This window comes from Cupriavidus sp. C1SS-2L, from assembly GCF_057073735.1.
Window position 1 is genome coordinate 377,537 of the sequence record NZ_CP172708.1, and the last position, 19,120, is coordinate 396,656.

The following is a 19,120-nucleotide window of genomic DNA, read 5'->3' on the forward strand; positions in this document are numbered from 1 at the left end:
TATCTTGTGCGCAGTCATAAAAAGTTACAAAAACACGCCGAAGTCCAGAATCGGCACTTGCGCCAGTTTGCCGGACACGAACCCAGCCGAACCGCCGCCATGACAACGCTCACCCACCAATTTGAACAATACGGTGCCTGGAGAACCGGGGTACTCCAGTCGCTGGCCGAATTCCAGTCGTGGCTGCAGCAGCACGACCTCTACGATGCGACGGCCGACGAGCGCGTGCAGCGCATCCAGAGCGTGCTGCGCAGCGACCGGCTCAAGGTCGCCTTCATTGCCGAGTTTTCGCGCGGGAAGAGCGAACTGATCAACGCGATCTTCTTCGCCGACTACGGCCGCCGCATCCTGCCGTCGTCGGCAGGGCGCACGACAATGTGCCCGACCGAGCTGCGCTACGACGAGAGCGAACCGCCGAGCATCCGGCTGCTGCCGATCGAAACCCGGCTGCAGGAGGCCTCGACAGCGGATTTCCTCGAAGCCGGCACGTCTGCCTCGCACTGGCATTCGGTGCCGCTGGACCCGTCGTCGCCCGAGGGCATGCTCGAAGCATTCCAGCACGTGGTAGAGACCATCCGCGTGACGCCGGCCCAGGCCGAAACGCTGGGCCTGTATCACGAGGAAGATCCCGACGCCGCCTATGCGGTCGATGCGGAAGGCATGGTCGAGATCTCGCGCTGGCGCCATGCGGTCATCAATTTCCCGCACCCGCTCTTGCGCCAGGGTCTTGTGATCCTCGACACGCCCGGGCTGAACGCCATCGGTACCGAACCTGAACTGACGCTGCGCCTGATCCCGGACGCCCATGTGGTGGTGTTCGTGCTGGCCGCCGACGCCGGCGTGACCAAGAGCGACCTCGAGCTCTGGCGCGGCCATGTGGGCGCCGGCCATCGCCGTGGCTGTCTGGCTGTGCTCAACAAGATCGACGGCCTGTGGGATCCGCTCAAGTCGCAGGCCGAAATCGCGAAGGAAATCTCGGGCCAGATCACCTCGACCGCACAGGTGCTCGGCATTGAGCAGGGCCGCGTCTATCCGGTGTCCGCGCAGAAGGGCCTGGTCGCCAAGGTCACGCATGACGAAACGCTGCTCGTGCGCAGCGGCCTGCCGAATTTCGAGCATGTGCTGTCCGACCAGCTGATCCCGCGCCGGCGCGAGATCGTCGCCGACCAGGTTCACCGTTCCGTGCAGGACATGGCGCGCGGCGCGCAGCAGCTGCTGCAGAGCCGCCGCCGCGACATCGTCGAACAGTTGTTCGAACTGCGCGGGCTGCGCGGCAAGAACCATGCGATGGTCAAGCACATGCTGATGCGCGTGCAGAGCGAGAAGGAAGAGTTCGAGCAAAGCATCAGCAAGTTCCAGGCGCTGCGCCTCGTGTTCGGCCGCCACAGCGCCGATATCATCAAGAGCCTGCAGCTGCGCGACGTGCGCAGCACCATGCGCAGCTCGCGCGAACAGATGAAGGAACGCTTCTTCTCGCGCGGCCTGCGCGAGGACATGGATGCGCTGTTCGGCCAGCTCACCACGCTGATTACCGACGCCGACAACAAGATCAGCCAGTTGCACCAGTTGATCGAAAGCATGTACCGCCGCTTCAATGCCGAGCATGGCTTCACGCTGCCGGCGCCGATGCAGTTTGTGACCACACGCTATGTCGCCGAGCTCAAGGAGATCCTGCAGCTTGTGCAGACGCACTTCGGCACGGTCAGCATGCTCACGCGTTCGCGGCCGCATCTGGTGCAGGGTGCGTTCGATACGATGGCGAGTCGCGTGCTCGAGAATTTCCGCGACCTGAACCGCGACATCGAAGTCTGGCTCAAATCTGTAATGACGCCGCTGGAGGCACAGGTGCGTGAGCACCAGAAGCAGTTGCGCCGCCGCGTGGATTCGATCGAACGCATCCACGAGGCCACCGACACGCTCGAAAGCCGTATCGCCGATATGGAAGAGGTGCTCAACGGCCTTGATGAGCGCAGCGGGCGAATCGAAACGTATGCGCAGCGCATCGTCCGCCCGGACGGTGCCGGAACGGAAGCTGCGCAGCTCGCCGTGGCCTGATCGCCGGCTGTCCGGTATATCATGTGGCGCCGCCTCTGTGCGGCGCCATTTCTTTTGTGCGGCCCGCGCCTTGTTTGCCTGCCGCGCAGTCCAAGCGCCTGAACGTCCCCGATGCCCCGCAAGTCCGCCCCCGCCGTCCCGCCCACTGCCAATGCCTCTGCCGTGCCGTCCGTCATCCACGTTCCTGCCGATTTCGGCGCACGCGTGGTCGAATGGCAGCGCGTGCACGGCCGGCATGACCTGCCGTGGCAGAACACGCGCGACGCGTACCGGATCTGGCTGTCGGAGATCATGCTGCAGCAGACCCAGGTCAGCGCGGTGATCGATTACTTCCAGCGCTTCATCACGCAACTGCCCACGGTGCAGGCGCTGGCCGCCGCGCCCGCCGACCAGGTGATGGCGCTGTGGGCGGGGCTGGGCTACTACTCGCGCGCGCGCAACCTGCACCGCTGCGCGATGCAGGTCGTCAGCGAGCATGGGGGTCGTTTTCCGCCCGATCCCGCAGTACTGGCCACGCTGCCGGGCATTGGCCGATCGACGGCCGCGGCCGTTGCGGCGTTCAGTGCGGGCGTGCGCTCGCCGATTCTCGACGGCAACGTCAAGCGCGTATTCGCGCGCTTCTTCGGCATCCATGGGCACCCCGGCGAACGTGCGATCGAGAACCGCATGTGGGAGCTGGCTGACGCCGCGTTGCCCGCCCCGGGCCCGCACCAGGCCGACGACATGGTGGCCTACACGCAGGGCCTGATGGACCTTGGGGCTACCGTGTGTTCGCGCGGCAAGCCCGCCTGCCTGTCCGATGCCGCGGCCTGCCCGTTGTCGTCGGACTGCGTGGCGCGGCGCGATGGCCTGACCGCGACGCTGCCCACGCCCAAGCCGCGCTCGCCGGTGCCCGAGCGCAGCACCGTGATGGTCATGGTGCGTCACGGACGCGACGTGCTGCTGCAGCTTCGGCCTGACAGCGGCGTCTGGGGCGGCCTGTGGAGCCTGCCCGAGATGCCTGTCGCCACGGTGCCGTTCGACGCGGAACTCGCCGAGCAGGATGCGCTGGGTTACGCGCGTGCGTTTGGGGAACCGTCGCGCGCGGACATGACCGGCGAACTGGTCCACGTCTTCACGCATTTCCGTCTACTGATCCGCGCCATCCGCGTCGACATGAAAGGTCTGTTGCTGCGCGAGCCGGTCGACGGACCGGCGCAGCGCTGGATCTCGCTCGATGATCTCGATGCGCTCGGCACGCCGGCGCCCGTGCGCAAGTTGCTCGAAACGCAGGCCCGCGGCGGCCTGTTCTGAACCTCGAAAGGGGCGCAGCGAGCCCTACACCATGTGGTGCTGCCGCATGTAGCGGTGCACGATCTCGATGCGCATGCCCGCGTCGGGCAACGCCATCAGCATCTGCTTGGCCTTCATCGGCACGGGCAGCAGTTCGCACAGGCGGTTGGTGACCCAGCTTGGGTCGTCCCACTGATAGGGCTCGGCGAACGGCATGCGGTCAGGCTGCTCGGCATGCAGCCGCGTGACGATCCGTCGCAGCACCGACAGGCATTCACCCAGCAGTTCGAGCTTGCAGTCGATGATGTCGGCGGGTAGCAGTTCAGCGCTGGCGACGATCAGCCCGTCATCGCGGGTGCGGTGCTCGATCACACGGAAACGCTGGCGACCGCGCGTTTCGATCAGCAGCACGCCAAGCTGCTCCATATTGCAGTCGACGATCTCGGCAAGGCAACCGATCGATTCGGGCACGGTCTGCTGGCCTGTGCGTGCCACTTCCTCGCCGCTGGCGATCAGGCACACGCCGAACGGCGCCGCATCGCGCAGGCAGTTGCGCACCATGTCGACGTAGCGTTTCTCGAACACGCGCAGCGGCAGGCGGCCGTCCGGAAACAGCACCGTGTGCAGAGGGAAGAGAGGGAGGTCGTCCAGCGTCAGCGGCGTTGCGTCGGCGGGAACGGTGTGACGGAGAAGGTCTGTCGAGGACATGCGATGGCTGCCATTCCGCTAAATCGAGGGAACGGCCGCCAGATCGCATGCGGCGGCCGCCATGGCTGCCAGGGTCAGAGATGCCTGGCGGCACCGGCGGACTGCGCAGCGGACTACGTTGCCGGCGCGAGCTCGCGGTGTCTCACCAGCACATTACCATGGGCCCGGAAATAGTTGGCAAGCCTTTCCGCAATATAGACCGAACGGTGCTGTCCGCCGGTGCAGCCGATCGCCACGGTCAGGTAGCTGCGATTGTCCGCAATGAAACTCGGCAGCCACTTTTCCACATAGGCGCGGATGTCTTCGGCCATGGCGAGCACCATCGGCTGCGCCTGCAGGAAATCGATCACGGGGCCGTCGCGGCCGGTCAGCGGGCGCAGCGCGAGGTCGTAGTACGGGTTGGGCAACGAGCGCACGTCGAACACGAGGTCGGCATCGCTGGGTACGCCGTGCTTGAAGCCGAACGATTCGAACAGCAGCGTTAGACGCTCGCTATCTTCGCGGATCAGTTCCTTGATCCAGCTGCGCAGCGTATTGGTGCGCACGTTGCTGGTGTCAATGCGGTGCGCGGACTCGGCCAGCGGGCTGAGCAGTTCGCGCTCCATCTCGATCGCTTCCATCAGGGCCCGGTCGTTGAACGCCGGTTCGCCGTCAGAGCCAGGCACGCCGTCAGTCAGGATCGACAGCGGGTGCCGGCGCCGCGTTTCCGAGTAGCGCTGCACCAGCGCGTCGGTGCTGGCCGTCAGGAACAGGACCTCGACCTGGTGCGTTTCGGCCAGTTCGCGGACCGTATCGGGCAGGTGTTCCAGCGATTCGCGGCTGCGGATGTCGGTGGCCACGCCCAGATGCGTGTAACCCTCGCTGGCGAGGTAGCGAGCCAGGTCGGGAATGAATTGAGCGGGCAGGTTATCGACGCAGTAAAAGCCTGCATCTTCAAGCACGTTCAGTGCGACGGATTTGCCGGAGCCGGAGATGCCGGTGATGAGAATGATGCGCATATCATCGGAAGGATAGCATCCGGCAAAGGCCTCGTCATGACAGCGCCCTGATGCAAACAAAAATGGCGAACCGCTCGGTTCGCCATGTCATCAGCGGGGGCTGAGGCTTACTTCGACAGGCATTCCTTCATGTACGCCTTGTACTCGTCGCCCTTCTTGCCCTTGCCTTCCTTGCTGCAGGCCGACATCTTTTCCTGCTGGCTCTTGGTCGGTTGCACGCCCTTGGCCGAGAGGCATTGCTTCATGAAGGCCTTGCGATCGTCGCCTTTCTTGTCGCCAGCCTGCTCGTTGCAGTCCTTCATCTTCTGCTGCTGCGCGGTGGGCGCCTTGGTGGCCGATGCCGGTACAGCCTTGTCTCCCGGGCCCGGTGCAGCCGGCATGGCGGGCGCGGCAGGCGTGGTTTGGGGTGCGGGCTGTGCCATTGCGCCAGTGGCCAGCAGCGGCGTCACCAGCACACACATCGCGATCAGTTTCTTCATGCTTGCTCTCCTGGCTGTGGGAAACTTCATGGCCACCTAATGCCAGCCAACGGCTGGTGCAGCGGCTCCGGACTGGGCTCGATGCCCATTACAGCACAAAACGAAGCATGTACCCACCGCGTTGACCGATTTGCCAACGTCGATGTAAGCAATTGAAAGCGAGTCGCGATGCCGGGTCAGAGCAGGCGGCCCTGGCCGCGCGAAACTGCGTCGGCCTGCATGGCAGCGCGCTGGCGGTCCATGAAGTCGCGCAGCGTGTCGATGCCGCGCAGGCGCAGGATCGTGTTGCGCACGGCAGCCTCGACCAGCACGGCGAGGTTTCGGCCGGCCGCGACCTGGATCTTGACCATGTGGATCGGCAGGCCAAGTACGTCGAGGTACTGCGAATCGAGCGGCAGACGTTCGAATTCGCCGTCGTTGCGGCGCACAAGCTGCACGACCAGCTTCATCTTCATTTTCCGACGCACGGCGGTTTCACCGAAGATGGTCTTGATGTCGAGCAGGCCCAGGCCGCGCACTTCCAGCAGGTTCTGGAGCAGCGGCGGGCAGCGTCCTTCGATGAAATCCGGCCCAAGGCGCACGAAATCCACGGCATCGTCGGCTACCAGTCCGTGGCCGCGCGAAATCAGTTCCAGGCCCAGTTCGCTCTTGCCCAGGCCCGACTCGCCCATGATCAGCACGCCCATGCCGAGAATGTCGAGAAACACGCCGTGCATGGTCACGCGCGGCGCGGAAATGCGCGACAGGTACAACCGCAGGTGGTCGATTACCGCTGCGGACGACACCGGCGTGGTGAACAGTGGCGTGGATGAACGCGTGCAGCGCAGTTCCAGGTCCGGCGGCGGCTCCATGCCGTCGGCCACAACGAGGAACGGCGGCTCCAGCAGGATCAGCTCGCCCATCTGGCGCTTGCGGGTTTCGTCGTCCAGGCGCTGGTAGTACGTGATTTCGGGCTTGCCGAGGACCTGGATCCGGTTCGGGTGGATCAGGTTCAGGTGGCCGACGAGGTCCGCGGCCGAGGTGGCCTCGCGGGCAAACTCCACGTCGAAGGCGCGGTCCGCACCTTCCAGGCCAGCCACCCACGAGAGTTTGATGTCGGCTGCGTTGTCGTCGAAGATCGACTGCGAGGTGACGCCGGTGAGTTCCATGCGGTATGACTTTCGGGGCGGGGGCAGTGCCGGGCTTTAGGGTCGTCCGGTCTGTTGCCAGCCCAGGGGAAGGGTCAGGGATGCCACTGTGTCAGTAGCTGATGCACTTCTTCGGGTGTGGCCAGCGTTGCGAGGCCTTCGCGCATGTCGCGATCGGACAGCAACTGCGCGATTTCCGAGAGGATCTCGAGATGCTGCTGCGTGGCCTGTTCCGGCACCAGCAGGAAGATCAGCAGCGAAACGGGTTTGCCGTCGGGTGATTCGAAAGGGATCGGCTCGGCCAACCGCATGAACGCGGCCAACGGCTGCTTCAGTCCCTTGATGCGCCCATGCGGAATGGCCACGCCTGCGCCAAGGCCGGTCGAACCGAGCGACTCGCGCGCAAACAGGTTGTCGGTCACGGTCGCCCGCGCCACGCCATGGTTGTTCTCGAAGAGGAGCCCGGCTTGCTCGAAGACACGCTTCTTGCTGGTGACGCTGACGTCGAGGTTGATGTTGCCGGGTGGCAGCAGTTTGGCCAAACGATTCATGGGCGATGCGAGGATTTCAGTTAGCAGGCAGATGGGACTGCTCGGCCGTGCAAGGCTGCGGGCCGCTTTATGGCGATACCATGGTTTGCCAGGCGTTTGGCCATTATAGAGCAGCGTCTCCCCTGACTTGTGCAACGCAGCGTCGGGCCTTGTGTATCCCTGTGCCGTGCTCGTGCCGCCGCACCGGGATAGGGCGCGCGCACAGGAGTCGCTACCGGCTATGTCTTAGAGAGCATACACCGCGCCGCGTCAGTTGCGAACACCTATGCCAGTAACCTGCACAGGATGGCCGCCAACAGACGCAAAAAAGCCGCGCTACATGGCGCGGCTTGCTTTTCTCAGTCCCTTTCAGCGGCCAGCCTTACGACCGGCAGGCATGATCATTGCTGCTGTAGTTGCGCTTCGGCCATCTGGTACTTGACCGCTTCGCGGTCGTGGCCTTGCACGCGATCCTTGTAGCGAAGCACCTGGCGGTCCAGCTTGTCGACAAGTGCGTCGATGGCCGCATACAGGTCTTCGTGATGGGCTTCAACAAAGATGTCCTTGCCCCGAAGGTGCAGATTGATTTCCGCGTACTGCCGCCTGTCCTTTTCCTTATGGTTATCGACTGAAAGTAGCACGCTAACGCCAATGACTTGATCGAAATGCCTGACGATACGCTCCAGCTTCGTTTCCACGTACTCACGCAGCGGAGGCGTGATGTCCAGGTGGTGTCCACTGATCTTGAAGTTCATAGCGCTTCTCCTTCTGAAAGAGCTGCACCAGGCAGGCGGTGCAACTCGGCTACAAAGTCTTGCGGAGATTGACAGCGGGGATCTTCAGGGCTTCGCGATACTTGGCGACGGTACGGCGCGCGACAACGAAGCCTTGTTCACCCAGCAATTCGGCAATTCGGCTGTCGGAAAGAGGACTCCTCGGGTCTTCGGCTCCTATAAGTTGCTTGATCAAGGCGCGGATCGCCGTTGATGAAGCCGCGCCACCGGTTTCGGTGGACACGTGGCTACCGAAGAAGTACTTCAGTTCGAAAGTACCCATCGGCGTTGCCATGTATTTATTGGTCGTCACCCGGGATATGGTTGACTCGTGTAATCCCAGTGTATCGGCAATCTCCCGCAAAACCAAGGGGCGCATCGCGATTTCGCCGTGCGTGAAAAAGTTCTTCTGACGTTCGACAATTGCCTGTGAAACTCGCAGGATTGTGTCGAACCTTTGCTGAATATTTTTGATCAGCCAACGTGCCTCCTGCAGCTTTTGCTGCAGCCCGGCAGCGCCGGATTCCCCCTTCGCTCCGCGCAGGATCTGCGCGTACATGTCGTTGATGCGCAGGCGGGGCATCACATCCGGGTTCAGCTGTGCAATCCAGCCGCTGCCGCTCTTGCGCACGAACACGTCGGGCACTACGAAATCCGCTTCAGGCCGGCTGTACGCATGCCCGGGATACGGCGCGAGCGAACGGATCAGTTCATGCGCGGCTTTTAGCGCCGCTTCGTCCACCTGCAGCGCTTTTTTCAGGCGCGTGTAGTCGCGCACCGCAAGCAATTCAAGATGATGCTGGACGATCGACAGCGCCAGTTCGCGCTGCGGGTGCTGCAGCCGGCGCAATTGCAGGCTCAGGCATTCGGCTGCATTGCGCGCGCCCACGCCCGCCGGGTCGAAGCTCTGCAGCAGCGTGAGCATGGCCTGGACTTCGTCGACTTCGAATTCGAGTTCCTCGGGCAGTTCCGAGCAGATCTCGTCGAGCGACGTGCTCAGGTAGCCGTCGTCATCGAGCGATTCGATCAGGAAGATCGCCAGCCCCTTGTCGCGCAGCGAAATCTTCAGCGGCGTGAGCTGTTCCATCAGATGTTCGCGCAGCGTGGGCTCGGCATCGCGCAGCTGCATGGGCGTCTTTTCGTCGTCCTCGCCCTGGGGGCGCCGCGCGAAATCGTCGAGGCTCCAGTCGCTGCCGTAGTCGTCACCGCCGCTGTCGGTGTAGTTCTCGTCATCGCTGCCGCGTGCGCTGTCGGCATTCGCTTCGCCATTGCCCTGCGGTTCGGCAGGAGCGGGAGCCGGGGCACTTTGCAGGTTGACCGAGCCATCTGCCGCTACGCGCAGCGGACTTTCGATCCAGTCGTTTTCGCGCTCCAGCAGCGGGTTCTCCGTGAGCGCCTGCTCGACTTCCTGTTGCAGTTCCAGCGTTGAGAGTTGCAGCAGTCGGATCGACTGCTGCAGTTGCGGCGTGAGTGCCAGATGCTGCGAAAGGCGGAGCTGGAGCGACGGTTTCATGCGACCTATTTTATGCGCATCTTTCCGATGTTGGAACGGAAATTGCTATCGCATGTGTCGCCTGATCGTCTCTTTCCCGGTGGCCGCGTGCCACCCCCGCTTCACATGCGGAAATTCTCGCCCAGGTAGACGCGCCGCACCGATTCGTTCGCGATGATGTCTTCAGGCTGGCCCGCCGCGAGCACGGTGCCTTCGCTGATGATGTACGCGTGGTCGCAGATGCCGAGCGTCTCGCGCACGTTGTGGTCGGTGATAAGCACGCCGATATTGCGTGCCTTCAGGAAGCTGACGATGCGCTGGATTTCGCCGACCGCGATCGGGTCCACGCCGGCGAACGGTTCGTCCAGCAGGATGAAGCGCGGCGACGATGCCAGCGCGCGCGCAATTTCAACGCGGCGGCGTTCGCCGCCCGACAGCGAAAGCGCCGGGTTGTTGCGCAAGTGGGCGATCTGCAGGTCGTCCAGCAGCGTATCGAGCCGCGCGTCGATCTCGGCCTTTGGCAGCGGCTTGCCGTTCACGACCTGGAGCTCCAGCACCGCGCGGATGTTCTCTTCGACATTCAGCTTGCGGAACACCGACGCTTCCTGCGGCAGGTAGGAAAGCCCCATGCGCGCGCGTTCGTGGATGGCCAGGCCGCTGATGTGCTGCCCGTCGAGCACGATATCGCCCTCGTCGAGCGCCACCAGGCCGACGATCATGTAGAACGACGTGGTCTTGCCGGCGCCATTCGGACCCAGCAGGCCCACGACCTCGCCGCTTTTCACGTCGAGCGACACGTCCTTGACCACCGTACGCGTCCCGTAGCGCTTCTTCAGGTGGCGCACGACCATCGTGCTGCTCTCGGCACGGACGTCGTTGGCGGCGGAAGCGGGCGTGGGGGCGAGTGTTGCGGTATCGGTCATGATGGCGGTCGTGCGCTCGCGCGCGGGATTCAGGGCTTGCTGGACGGCGCGGGCGCCGGCTTCAGGTCGAGCGGCGCGGCAGCGGCCGCACCACTCGCTTCCTGGCGCGGCGAGAGCACCGCGCGCACGCGTCCAGACGGGTTGCCGGCCGAGGTGTTGTCACCCCCGCCGGCCGCGGTATAGAACTCATTGCGGCTGTCATAGGTCAGCACCGCGCCGCGGATCTCGTCGACGAGCTTGGCACCTTGCAGGCGCGCCATGCGTGCGTGGCCGATCAGCTTGGACAGCTCCTGCTTGCCGTCGTACTCGATGCGATCGCCCCAGCCGTCCATGTACTCGTCGACGCCGTCACGCTTCTGGCGGATATACGCCTGCTTGCCGCCCTTGGCCGTGGCCACCGCGTACTGGTAGCCCTCGGGGTCGGTGCGGATCTCGGCGGCGTCGGACTTCAGCACCATGGTGCCCTTGGTCAGGACCACATTGCCGGTCAGCGTGTAGATCTGCTTGACGTCGTCGTAGCTGGCGTTATCGGCTTCCAGTACCAGTGGCTTGTCCCGGTCCGCGCGTTCGGCATGGGCGGCCGGCGGCGCCAGCGCGGCAAGCACGGCGGCTGCGGCCAGCAGCACCGGGGCGGCGCGCCGGCGGGACAAGGTCGACAGGGAGGCAATCATGTTGGCAAAGGGTCGCAGGAAGGCGGAAATTCGCGCGAACCTCGGGTCCGCGGTGCCGCCCCGTCGCGCGCGGGCGGCTGTTGTTGTCAGGATCCCGGAGTCCGGGCAGGTGCACCGGTAATGATGGTGCCCCGTACGTTACCCAGCAATTGTACTTCGCGGGTAACGTTGTTGAAGATCAGGCCGTTGGCGGTCATGACCGACGGGCCGCGCGTGAGCTTGACGGCCTTGTCGGTCTTGACGATGTCATCGTTGAGCAGCACCTGGAAGTAGCTCGACGCCGCCGTCAGCAGCGGGTCCTTGGCCGCATCCGCTCCCTGCTGGCGTTCGACGAAGCCATTGCCATACAGGTCGATGACCGAGCCTTCGGCGTTCATGCGGCCGAGGTCGGCACGCGCGGACACCGGCGGCCGGTTAGGCTGATAGGCGCGCATGGCGGGACGGGTCACTTCGTAGGTCTGGTCGTCGTCGAAGTGGACCATCTTGTCGCCGGTGAACCGCACCTTGGTGCCGCCGTCCTGCGCCAGCTCGGTGGCCGAGAACCGCTCAATGTAGTAGTCGGCCTCGTGCTTGCGGACGACAGGCGCCTTGGTGCCTTCCTGCTGCGAATTGATCTGCACCAGCCAGAACGTGCTGCCTGCCACCACTGCCATCAGCAGCAATGGCAGCAGGCGCAAGACGATCCCGGTGAGGGAGGACAGGAGGGCCTGCATGGTCTCTTTGCGTGCGCGCCGTGGATCAGATGACCTTGGCGCGGGTCAGGTCGTGGATGTGCAGCGCGCCCACCAGGCGCCCGTCATGGTCGACCACCAGCAACTGGTTGATGCGGTTGGCTTCCATGACCTGCACGGCTTCGACGGCCAACTGGTCTTCGTGCACCACGTGCGGGTTGTGGTGCATCACATCGCCGATCGGCACGGTCTTCCAGTCGCGCGGGGTTTCCAGCAGGCGGCGCAGGTCGCCGTCGGTGAAGACGCCGATGGCCTTGCCGTCAGAGTCGACCACGGCGGTCATGGCCATGCCCTTGCGCGTGATTTCCATGAGCGCCTGGGCCAGCGGCGTGTTTTCGCGGACCTCCGGCACCGCATTGCCGCTGCGCATCACATCGCGCACGTGGGTCAGCAGCTTGCGGCCGAGCGCGCCGCCCGGGTGCGAGCGCGCGAAGTCTTCCTCGCCGAAGCCGCGCGCATCGAGCACCGCGACCGCGAGCGCGTCGCCGAGTGCCAGCGCCGCCGTGGTGCTGGCCGTTGGCGCCAGGTTCAGCGGGCAGGCTTCCTTTTCCACGCCGGCATCGAGATGGGCGTCTGCGAGCTTGGCCAGGTTCGATTCCGGGTTGCCGGTGACCGAGATCAGCCGCGCGCCGATGCGCTTGACGATCGGGATGATCGACAGCAGCTCGCCGGTTTCCCCGGAATTGGAGAATGCGATCAGGACGTCATCGCGCGTGACCATGCCGAGGTCGCCGTGGCTGGCTTCGGCCGGATGGACAAAGAAGGCCGGCGTGCCGGTCGAGGCCAGCGTCGCCGCGACCTTGCGGCCGATATGGCCTGACTTGCCGATGCCCGACACCACGACGCGTCCCGTGCACTGCAGGACGAGCTGCACCGCGTGCGAGAAGTCCGGGGTCAGGCGCCCCGAAAGTGCGGCGACCGCTTCGGCTTCAATCTGGAGGGTACTTTGGGCGAGCCGGAGTGCTCGATCCGCATCGAAATTGGCTATCATGGCGTCGAAGTATACCAACGAATGCGGCGACGCCCGGGCCGTCCCGGCAAGCGCCGCGCTTGCCGTGTTCCGCCGGCAGGGCCCGTGCCGGGGCGCAGCCGGCCAGCCCTGACGGTTCTTCCTGAGCCGCCTGATGCATTCTCCGCTGGAACTGACCCTGGTGCTGCTGGCTGCCGCCGTATTCGGCGTGGTCGCGTTCCGCATGCTCCAGCTGCCGCCCATGCTCGGCTACCTGGCGGTCGGCATCCTGATCGGCCCGCATGCGCTGGGCCTGGCCAGCGACACGGCCCAGACCAAGTACCTGGCCGAGTTCGGCGTGGTCTTCCTGATGTTTTCGATTGGCCTGGAATTCAGCCTGAGCAAGCTTCGCGCCATGAAACGGCTCGTGTTCGGGCTGGGCGGCTCGCAGGTCGTATTGTCGATGCTGGCCGTGGTGCCGGCGAGCTGGCTGTTCAACTGGCTGTTTCCGTTGTCCTGGCAGGCTTCCGTGGCGCTTGGCGGGGCACTGGCCATGTCGTCGACGGCCATCGTGTCGAAGATGCTGTCCGAGCGCGTGGAGCTGGAAAGCGAGCATGGCCGCAACATCATCAGCGTGTTGCTGTTCCAGGACCTGGCCGTGGTGCCGCTGCTGATCGTGATCCCGGCGCTGTCGCGCGACCCCGGTGACCTGATGGTTGCACTCGGCATGGCCACGGCGAAGATCGCGGTGGCGCTCGGTGTGATCTTCTTCCTCGGACAGCGCCTGATGAGCCGCTGGTTCCACGTGGTGGCGGCGCGGCGCTCGCAGGAACTGTTCATGCTGAACCTGCTGCTGGTCACGCTTGGCATGGCTGCGCTGACCGAGCGGCTGGGCCTGTCGATGGCGCTGGGCGCGTTCATGGCCGGCATGCTGATTTCGGAAACGCCCTACCGGCACCAGGTGGAAGAGGACATCAAGCCCTTCCGCGACGTGCTGCTCGGGCTGTTCTTCGTGACCATTGGCATGCTGCTCAACATCCAGGTGGTGATCGAGCACATCTGGCTGGTGCTGGTGCTGCTGGGGGTGCCGATCCTGTTCAAGCTGCTGCTGATCTCCGTACTGGCGCGCCTGTTCGGCTCGCGCCAGGGCGTGGCCATCCGCACGGGCCTGGGGCTCGCGCAGGCCGGCGAATTCGGCTTCGTGCTGCTCAACCAGATTGACGGCCTCAACCTGGTGGACCCGGTGCTGATCCAGGTGATCCTGGCGTCGATGCTGCTCTCGATGCTGGCCGCGCCGTTCCTGATCCAGTACAGCGATGCCATTGTGCTGCGCTTTGCGGCGAACGAATGGCTGATGCAGTCGCTGAACATGACGCGTATCGCCGCGCAGAGCCTGCAGACCGAGAAGCACGCGATCATCTGCGGTTACGGGCGCAGCGGCCAGAACCTGGCGCATATGCTCGAGCGCGAGAGCATCACTTACGTGGCGCTCGACCTTGATCCGGACCGCGTGCGCGATGCCGCCGCGGCGGGCGATACCGTGGTCTACGGTGACGCTGGGCGTCGCGAGGCGCTGATTGCCGCCGGTATCCACCGCGCCGCCGCCGTCATCATCACCTATGCCAACACGCCGTCAGCGCTCAAGGTGCTGCACCATGTGCAGGAGTTGGCGCCGGCGTTGCCGGTGATCGTACGCACGGTCGACGATTCTGAACTCGACACGTTGCAGAAAGCGGGTGCCACCGAAGTCGTGCCGGAAATCATCGAGGGCAGCCTGATGCTGGCTTCGCATGCGCTGGTGCTGCTCGGGGTGCCCATGCGTCACGTGTTGCGTGGCGTGCAGGAAGCACGCGATGCGCGCTACAGCCTGCTGCGCGGCTACTTTCACGGCCGCGACGATGAAGAGGACATGGTCGAGCGCGATAGCGTGCGGCTGCATTCGGTGTCGCTCGAGCCGGCCGCGACGGCCGTCGGCCGCCGCTTGGGCGCGTTGGGGTTGGAGCGAATCGGCGCCGAAGTCACGGCCGTTCGCCGCCGTGGCATCCGCGCCTTCGATCCGGAGCCCGACACCATCCTCGAAGTCGGCGACATCATCGTGCTGCGTGGCACGCCGGAGGCACTGGAGGCGGCGGAGACGCGGATCCTGAGCGACTGATCTGGCTGGAGTCCCCTAGTGCGCCGCTCCGGCTGGCGCTTCCGCCCACGACGCCGGCAGGTTGTCCAGCACAGACCGGGCGTCGAGAGAGCGGATCGCGACGCTGGTATCCGCGGGAATGCGCCCCTTGCCTTGCAGCATCAGGTAGCGCAGGCAGCACACACGGAGGAAAGACGAGAAGTTGCCAGCGACGGCCGCGTCGCCGCGATGTACGGTGAGCTCGTCATGCAGCCGCGTGATGAGCTGGTTGACGGTCATGCCGTCGCGTTGCGCGAGTTCCTCGAGTACTTCCCAGAACAGGTTTTCGAGGCGGATGCTGGTGGCAACGCCATGCAGCCGCAGCGACCGCGCCTGGCACTCGTAGGACTGCGGATTAGCGCGGATGAAGATCTCACACATGGGAACCCCCGTGCTGTCGGCGCCTGCCAGGAACGGCCGCGCCGCGTTCGGAAGCCTCTAATGTACGATCCGCGTCCCCAGCACGGCAAGGAACTGGGCCAGCCATGCGGGATGTGCGGGCCACGCCGGCGCCGTCACGAGATTGCCGTCGGTGTGGGCCTGGTCGACCGGGATATCGGCGTACTTGCCGCCCGCAAGCTTCACTTCCGGTGCACAGGCGGGGTAGGCCGAACAGGTCCGCCCTTCGAGCACGCCGGCAGCGGCCAGCAACTGGGCGCCGTGGCACACCGCCGCGATCGGCTTGTTGTTGCTGGCAAAGTGCTGCACGATCTCCAGCACTCGGGCATTCAGGCGCAGGTACTCCGGGGCGCGACCGCCAGGGATGACCAGCGCGTCGTAGGCGGCCGGGTCGACCTCGGCGAATGTGGCGTTCAGCGTGAAATTGTGGCCGCGCTTTTCGGTGTAGGTCTGGTCGCCTTCGAAGTCGTGGATGGCCGTGGCGCAGTTGTCGCCTGCTTTCTTGTCCGGGCACACCGCATGCACGGTGTGGCCCACCATCTGCAGCGCCTGGAACGGAACCATGGTTTCGTAGTCTTCGGCGAAGTCGCCTGCCAGCATCAGAATCTTCTTTGCCATCGCGGTCTCCTGTATGGTTACGGGTGCCCGGCCGGCCCGTCGGGCCAGGCGCGGCACCGGCAGGGCCATTTTGCGTGCGGCCCGCGCGGCCCGGGTGGTAGCCGGTTACCGCAGCCAATGCGATGTGCCGGCGCGTGGCGCAACCTTCATTTCAAGATTTCCATGGCAGATTCCCTCATCCAGTCCCCCGATCTCGGCGATGTCACCGGATACCTGCGCGACCGCATCCGTACCGTGCCGGACTGGCCCATGCCCGGCGTGCAGTTCCGCGACATCACGCCGCTGCTGCAGAACCCCAAGACGCTGCGCGTGCTGATCGACGTCTTCGTGCACCGCTACATGGACGCGCAGCTCGACCTGGTCGCGGGCATCGACGCGCGCGGTTTCATTCTCGGCGCGATCGTCGCGTACGAACTGAACCTCGGCTTCGTGCCGATCCGCAAGAAGGGCAAGCTGCCATTCCAGACCGTGGCCGAGGAATACGAGCTCGAATACGGCAGCGCCACGGTCGAGATCCACGCCGACGCCTGCAAGCCCGGCGACCGCGTGCTGCTGATCGACGACCTGATCGCCACCGGCGGCACCATGATGGCCGGCCGCAAGCTGCTCGAGCGCCTGGGCGCCACCGTGGTGGAAGGCGCGGCGATCGTCGACCTGCCCGAACTGGGCGGTTCGAAGCTGCTGCAGAATGCGGGTTTGCCTCTGTTCACGGTGTGCCGGTTCGATGGCCACTAATATGCCCGTGCGCGCTGCCTGATCCTTTCCGACGGAGATTTTCATGCCCGACCTGCTGCTGTTCCTTGTGACCTCGATCGCCATCACCCTGGCCCCCGGCCCGGACAACCTGCAAGTGCTGGCGCGCGGCATGGCACAGGGGCGCCGCGCAGGCGTGGTGGCAGCACTCGGGTTTGCCGTCGGCTGCCTGTTCCATACGATGATTGCCGCGGTCGGGCTCGCGGCGGTGCTGCGCTCGTCGCCGCTGGCGTTCCAGCTGATCAAGTACGCCGGCGCGGCTTACCTGATCTGGATCGGCATCCAGGCGCTGCGTGCGAAGGGCGGACTCGCACAGGGCGCCGACGTGGCCGCGGTGCCGCTTGGCAAGGTGTTCCGGCAGAGCGTGCTCGGCAACATGATGAACCCCAAGGTCACGCTGTTCTTCCTCGTGTTCCTGCCGCAGTTCGTGCATGCCGATGCCACGCACCCGGCCTTGCAGTTCGTGCTGCTGGGCCTGGTGTTCATGCTGCAGACGGCCGTGGTGTTCTCGCTGTTCGGCCTGTGCGCGGGCTGGCTCGGCGCATGGCTGCGCAAGCGGCCGACCACGGGGCGCTGGCTTGACCGCGCGGCCGGCGCGATCTTCGTCGGCCTCGGCATCAAGGTGGCGCTTCCCTGAGCGCTGCGCGGGCGTGCTGCCCGCGCCCCTTGGCGTTGCCCCGGTTACATGCGGGGCGCATAATGGCCCATTGACAACAACATGATGACCGGGCGGAGCCTCCGAGCTGTGTTCGTCACCGGTCACACAGGGACGCGCAATGGGCGTACTTCTGCATCTTCTTTCCGGCGTGGCCCTTCTTGTCTGGGGCACGAACATCGTCAAAGTCGGCATCCTGCGCGTCTACGGTGCCAATCTCCGTCACGTACTCTCGACCAGCGTCGCCAACCGGTTCACCGCCTTCCTTGCCGGGCTTGGCGTCACGGGACTCGTCCAGAGCAGCAACGCCACCGCGGTCATCGTCAGTTCTTTCGTCGGACAGGGCCTGATCGCCGTGGCGCCGGCGCTGGCCATCATGCTCGGCGCCAACGTAGGCACCGCTGTCATGGTGCAGGTCTTTTCGCTGGACCTGTCGTGGCTGTCGCCGCTGCTGATCTTTCTCGGCGTGATCCTCCATCTGACCTGGAAGGGCAGCAAGCCCGGCCACGTCGGCCGCGTGCTGATCGGCCTCGGCTTGATCACGCTGGCGCTAGAACTGATTTCGATCGCCACGCGCCCTGTGGTGCAAGCCGCAGGCGTCAAAGTGTTGTTCGGCACGCTGACCGGCGATGCGGCGCTGGACATGCTGATCGGCGCGTTCCTGACCATCCTGTGCTATTCGAGCCTGGCCGTAGTGCTGTTCTGTGGGGCGCTGGCCTCGGCCGGCGTGGTGTCGATCCATGTGGCGCTGGCGCTCGTGCTCGGGGCCAACCTTGGCTCCGGCATTTCGGCATTGCTGACGACCTCGGGCAACAACCAGCCCGGCAAGCGCGTGACGCTCGGCAACCTGCTGTCGCGGCTGCTGGGCTGCGTGGTGGCGTTGCCATTCCTTGGCGAGGCAGAGAATCTGCTCGCGCTGATCGACCATGATCCGCAGCGCCTGATCGTCAATTTCCATCTGCTGTTCAATGTCGCGCTCGCGGTGCTGTTGCTCGGCGCCACCGCGCCGCTCGCGCGTCTTTGCGAGGCGGTGCTGCCCGGGCGCAACACCGGCGAAAGCCAGGTTACTCCGCGCCACCTGGACCCCGCCGCGCTGCCCACGCCGACGCTCGCATTGGCCAACGCCGCGCGCGAAGTGCTCCGCATCGGCGATCGCGTCGAACAGATGCTCGACAACCTGCTGCGCGTGCTGCGCACCAACGATGCCAAGCTCGCTGCCGCCACTTGCCGCATCGACAACGAGGTCGACGACCTCTACACCGCGATCAAGCTCTACCTGACCCGCATCAGCCTGGAAGCGCTCGACGAACGTGACGGCCAGCGCTGGACCGAGATCATCTCGCTGACCATCAATCTCGAACATGCGGGCGACATCATCGAACGCGTACTGGTCGATGCCAAGGAAAAGAAGATCGCCCACAACCTGATGTTCTCCGAAGCGGGCATGCAGGAGATTGCCGAGATGCACGCGCGGCTCGTGTCGAACCTGCGGCTCGGCCTGTCGGTGTTTCTCAACGGCGACCTGAAGAGCGCACAGACGCTGATGGCCGAGAAGGCGAACTTCCGCGAACTCGAGCAGAAATACGCGCGCACGCACCTGCAGCGCGTGGCCATCCAGACGGCCGAAAGCGTGGAGACCAGTTCGCTGCACCTCGACGTGATCAGCGAACTGAAGCGCCTGAACTCGCTGTTTTGCGCGACGGCTTATCCGGTGCTCGAACAGGCGGGCGTGCTCAACCGCAGCCGCATGAAGGAAGACGATGCCTCCGGCACGCCGCCCATGCAGCAGTTGAGCACCGCCGCGCGGCAGTGAG

General features: G+C 64.9%; 19 protein-coding genes. 6 read left to right on the forward strand and 13 right to left on the reverse strand.

Translation table 11 applies throughout. The features are described from left to right. Positions 1-99 precede the first annotated feature (99 nt). The gene (locus tag ACIGJG_RS01770; RefSeq protein WP_011296537.1) at positions 100-2,055 is read left to right on the forward strand and encodes a dynamin family protein; all 1,956 of its coding nucleotides are present in this window, start codon (positions 100-102) and stop codon (positions 2,053-2,055) included. 111 nt (positions 2,056-2,166) lie between these two features. Next, positions 2,167-3,348, forward strand: coding sequence for an A/G-specific adenine glycosylase (gene mutY, locus ACIGJG_RS01775; RefSeq protein WP_140949319.1), 1,182 nt, complete (start codon positions 2,167-2,169; stop codon positions 3,346-3,348). A gap of 24 nt (positions 3,349-3,372) precedes the next feature. On the opposite strand, the gene ACIGJG_RS01780 is transcribed toward mutY, so the two are convergent. The 11 genes from ACIGJG_RS01780 to ACIGJG_RS01830 all read right to left on the reverse strand — a co-directional run bounded on the left by ACIGJG_RS01780 (position 3,373) and on the right by ACIGJG_RS01830 (position 12,750). Further along, a complete protein-coding gene (locus tag ACIGJG_RS01780) occupies positions 3,373-4,035 on the reverse strand; it encodes an LON peptidase substrate-binding domain-containing protein (RefSeq protein WP_011296539.1) in 663 nt (220 codons plus the stop codon). A gap of 113 nt (positions 4,036-4,148) precedes the next feature. Next, positions 4,149-5,033 carry an RNase adapter RapZ gene (gene rapZ, locus ACIGJG_RS01785; protein WP_011296540.1) on the reverse strand — a complete coding sequence of 295 codons (885 nt, stop codon included), beginning with the start codon at positions 5,031-5,033 and terminating at the stop codon, positions 4,149-4,151. 107 nt (positions 5,034-5,140) lie between these two features. Continuing rightward, complete coding sequence (locus ACIGJG_RS01790; protein ID WP_011296541.1) at positions 5,141-5,512, reverse strand: PsiF family protein; 372 nt, start codon at positions 5,510-5,512, stop codon at positions 5,141-5,143. A 176-nt stretch (positions 5,513-5,688) separates the two neighbouring features. Next, a complete protein-coding gene (gene hprK / locus ACIGJG_RS01795) occupies positions 5,689-6,660 on the reverse strand; it encodes an HPr(Ser) kinase/phosphatase (protein ID WP_011296542.1) in 972 nt (323 codons plus the stop codon). A 74-nt stretch (positions 6,661-6,734) separates the two neighbouring features. Continuing rightward, positions 6,735-7,190, reverse strand: a complete 456-nt coding sequence (gene ptsN / locus ACIGJG_RS01800; protein WP_011296543.1) for a PTS IIA-like nitrogen regulatory protein PtsN — start codon at positions 7,188-7,190, stop codon at positions 6,735-6,737. Between the two features lie 380 nt (positions 7,191-7,570). Next, complete coding sequence (hpf, locus tag ACIGJG_RS01805) at positions 7,571-7,924, reverse strand: ribosome hibernation-promoting factor, HPF/YfiA family (protein WP_011296544.1); 354 nt, start codon at positions 7,922-7,924, stop codon at positions 7,571-7,573. A gap of 49 nt (positions 7,925-7,973) precedes the next feature. Further along, entirely contained in the window at positions 7,974-9,455 is a 1,482-nt protein-coding gene (locus ACIGJG_RS01810) for an RNA polymerase factor sigma-54 (protein WP_483672681.1), read from the reverse strand. 101 nt (positions 9,456-9,556) lie between these two features. Then, entirely contained in the window at positions 9,557-10,357 is an 801-nt protein-coding gene (gene lptB, locus ACIGJG_RS01815; RefSeq protein ID WP_011296546.1) for an LPS export ABC transporter ATP-binding protein, read from the reverse strand. A 29-nt stretch (positions 10,358-10,386) separates the two neighbouring features. Next, positions 10,387-11,028, reverse strand: a complete 642-nt coding sequence (gene lptA / locus ACIGJG_RS01820) for a lipopolysaccharide transport periplasmic protein LptA (RefSeq protein ID WP_483672682.1) — start codon at positions 11,026-11,028, stop codon at positions 10,387-10,389. Positions 11,029-11,114: 86 nt separating this feature from the next. After that, positions 11,115-11,741, reverse strand: a complete 627-nt coding sequence (lptC, locus tag ACIGJG_RS01825) for an LPS export ABC transporter periplasmic protein LptC (RefSeq protein ID WP_011296548.1) — start codon at positions 11,739-11,741, stop codon at positions 11,115-11,117. A 25-nt stretch (positions 11,742-11,766) separates the two neighbouring features. Then, on the reverse strand, positions 11,767-12,750 hold the full coding sequence (locus tag ACIGJG_RS01830) for a KpsF/GutQ family sugar-phosphate isomerase (RefSeq protein WP_011296549.1): 984 nt from the start codon (positions 12,748-12,750) through the stop codon (positions 11,767-11,769). A gap of 133 nt (positions 12,751-12,883) precedes the next feature. On the opposite strand from ACIGJG_RS01830, the gene ACIGJG_RS01835 reads away from it, so the two are divergent. Further along, positions 12,884-14,863: a monovalent cation:proton antiporter family protein gene (locus ACIGJG_RS01835; RefSeq protein WP_011296550.1), complete on the forward strand. Its 1,980-nt coding sequence runs from the start codon at positions 12,884-12,886 to the stop codon at positions 14,861-14,863. Positions 14,864-14,878: 15 nt separating this feature from the next. Here ACIGJG_RS01835 and ACIGJG_RS01840 read toward each other — a convergent pair whose 3' ends face one another. Continuing rightward, positions 14,879-15,262 carry a ribbon-helix-helix domain-containing protein gene (locus ACIGJG_RS01840; protein WP_011296551.1) on the reverse strand — a complete coding sequence of 128 codons (384 nt, stop codon included), beginning with the start codon at positions 15,260-15,262 and terminating at the stop codon, positions 14,879-14,881. Positions 15,263-15,319: 57 nt separating this feature from the next. Beyond that, positions 15,320-15,898: a DJ-1/PfpI family protein gene (locus tag ACIGJG_RS01845; RefSeq protein WP_011296552.1), complete on the reverse strand. Its 579-nt coding sequence runs from the start codon at positions 15,896-15,898 to the stop codon at positions 15,320-15,322. A gap of 162 nt (positions 15,899-16,060) precedes the next feature. Between ACIGJG_RS01845 and ACIGJG_RS01850 the strand changes: the two genes are divergently transcribed. From ACIGJG_RS01850 to ACIGJG_RS01860, 3 genes are all read left to right on the forward strand, one after another. Further along, the gene (locus ACIGJG_RS01850; RefSeq protein WP_041679800.1) at positions 16,061-16,633 is read left to right on the forward strand and encodes an adenine phosphoribosyltransferase; all 573 of its coding nucleotides are present in this window, start codon (positions 16,061-16,063) and stop codon (positions 16,631-16,633) included. A gap of 43 nt (positions 16,634-16,676) precedes the next feature. Beyond that, positions 16,677-17,288 carry a LysE family translocator gene (locus ACIGJG_RS01855; RefSeq protein WP_011296554.1) on the forward strand — a complete coding sequence of 204 codons (612 nt, stop codon included), beginning with the start codon at positions 16,677-16,679 and terminating at the stop codon, positions 17,286-17,288. Positions 17,289-17,427: 139 nt separating this feature from the next. Continuing rightward, positions 17,428-19,119: a Na/Pi cotransporter family protein gene (locus tag ACIGJG_RS01860; RefSeq protein ID WP_011296555.1), complete on the forward strand. Its 1,692-nt coding sequence runs from the start codon at positions 17,428-17,430 to the stop codon at positions 19,117-19,119. Position 19,120: the final 1 nt, after the last annotated feature.

Coding starts and splice junctions, on each gene's coding strand:
- ACIGJG_RS01790 (WP_011296541.1), bottom strand. CDS start 5,512: ATGAAGAAACTGATCGCGATGTGTGTGCTGGTGACGCCGCTGCTGGCC.
- lptC (WP_011296548.1), bottom strand. CDS start 11,741: ATGCAGGCCCTCCTGTCCTCCCTCACCGGGATCGTCTTGCGCCTGCTG.
- ACIGJG_RS01845 (WP_011296552.1), bottom strand. CDS start 15,898: ATGGCAAAGAAGATTCTGATGCTGGCAGGCGACTTCGCCGAAGACTAC.
- ACIGJG_RS01780 (WP_011296539.1), bottom strand. CDS start 4,035: ATGTCCTCGACAGACCTTCTCCGTCACACCGTTCCCGCCGACGCAACG.
- ACIGJG_RS01810 (WP_483672681.1), bottom strand. CDS start 9,455: ATGAAACCGTCGCTCCAGCTCCGCCTTTCGCAGCATCTGGCACTCACG.
- ACIGJG_RS01850 (WP_041679800.1), top strand. CDS start 16,061: ATGGCAGATTCCCTCATCCAGTCCCCCGATCTCGGCGATGTCACCGGA.
- mutY (WP_140949319.1), top strand. CDS start 2,167: ATGCCCCGCAAGTCCGCCCCCGCCGTCCCGCCCACTGCCAATGCCTCT.
- ACIGJG_RS01855 (WP_011296554.1), top strand. CDS start 16,677: ATGCCCGACCTGCTGCTGTTCCTTGTGACCTCGATCGCCATCACCCTG.
- ACIGJG_RS01860 (WP_011296555.1), top strand. CDS start 17,428: ATGGGCGTACTTCTGCATCTTCTTTCCGGCGTGGCCCTTCTTGTCTGG.
- ACIGJG_RS01830 (WP_011296549.1), bottom strand. CDS start 12,750: ATGATAGCCAATTTCGATGCGGATCGAGCACTCCGGCTCGCCCAAAGT.
- hprK (WP_011296542.1), bottom strand. CDS start 6,660: ATGGAACTCACCGGCGTCACCTCGCAGTCGATCTTCGACGACAACGCA.
- ACIGJG_RS01840 (WP_011296551.1), bottom strand. CDS start 15,262: ATGTGTGAGATCTTCATCCGCGCTAATCCGCAGTCCTACGAGTGCCAG.
- ACIGJG_RS01835 (WP_011296550.1), top strand. CDS start 12,884: ATGCATTCTCCGCTGGAACTGACCCTGGTGCTGCTGGCTGCCGCCGTA.
- lptB (WP_011296546.1), bottom strand. CDS start 10,357: ATGACCGATACCGCAACACTCGCCCCCACGCCCGCTTCCGCCGCCAAC.
- hpf (WP_011296544.1), bottom strand. CDS start 7,924: ATGAACTTCAAGATCAGTGGACACCACCTGGACATCACGCCTCCGCTG.
- lptA (WP_483672682.1), bottom strand. CDS start 11,028: ATGATTGCCTCCCTGTCGACCTTGTCCCGCCGGCGCGCCGCCCCGGTG.
- ptsN (WP_011296543.1), bottom strand. CDS start 7,190: ATGAATCGTTTGGCCAAACTGCTGCCACCCGGCAACATCAACCTCGAC.
- rapZ (WP_011296540.1), bottom strand. CDS start 5,033: ATGCGCATCATTCTCATCACCGGCATCTCCGGCTCCGGCAAATCCGTC.
- ACIGJG_RS01770 (WP_011296537.1), top strand. CDS start 100: ATGACAACGCTCACCCACCAATTTGAACAATACGGTGCCTGGAGAACC.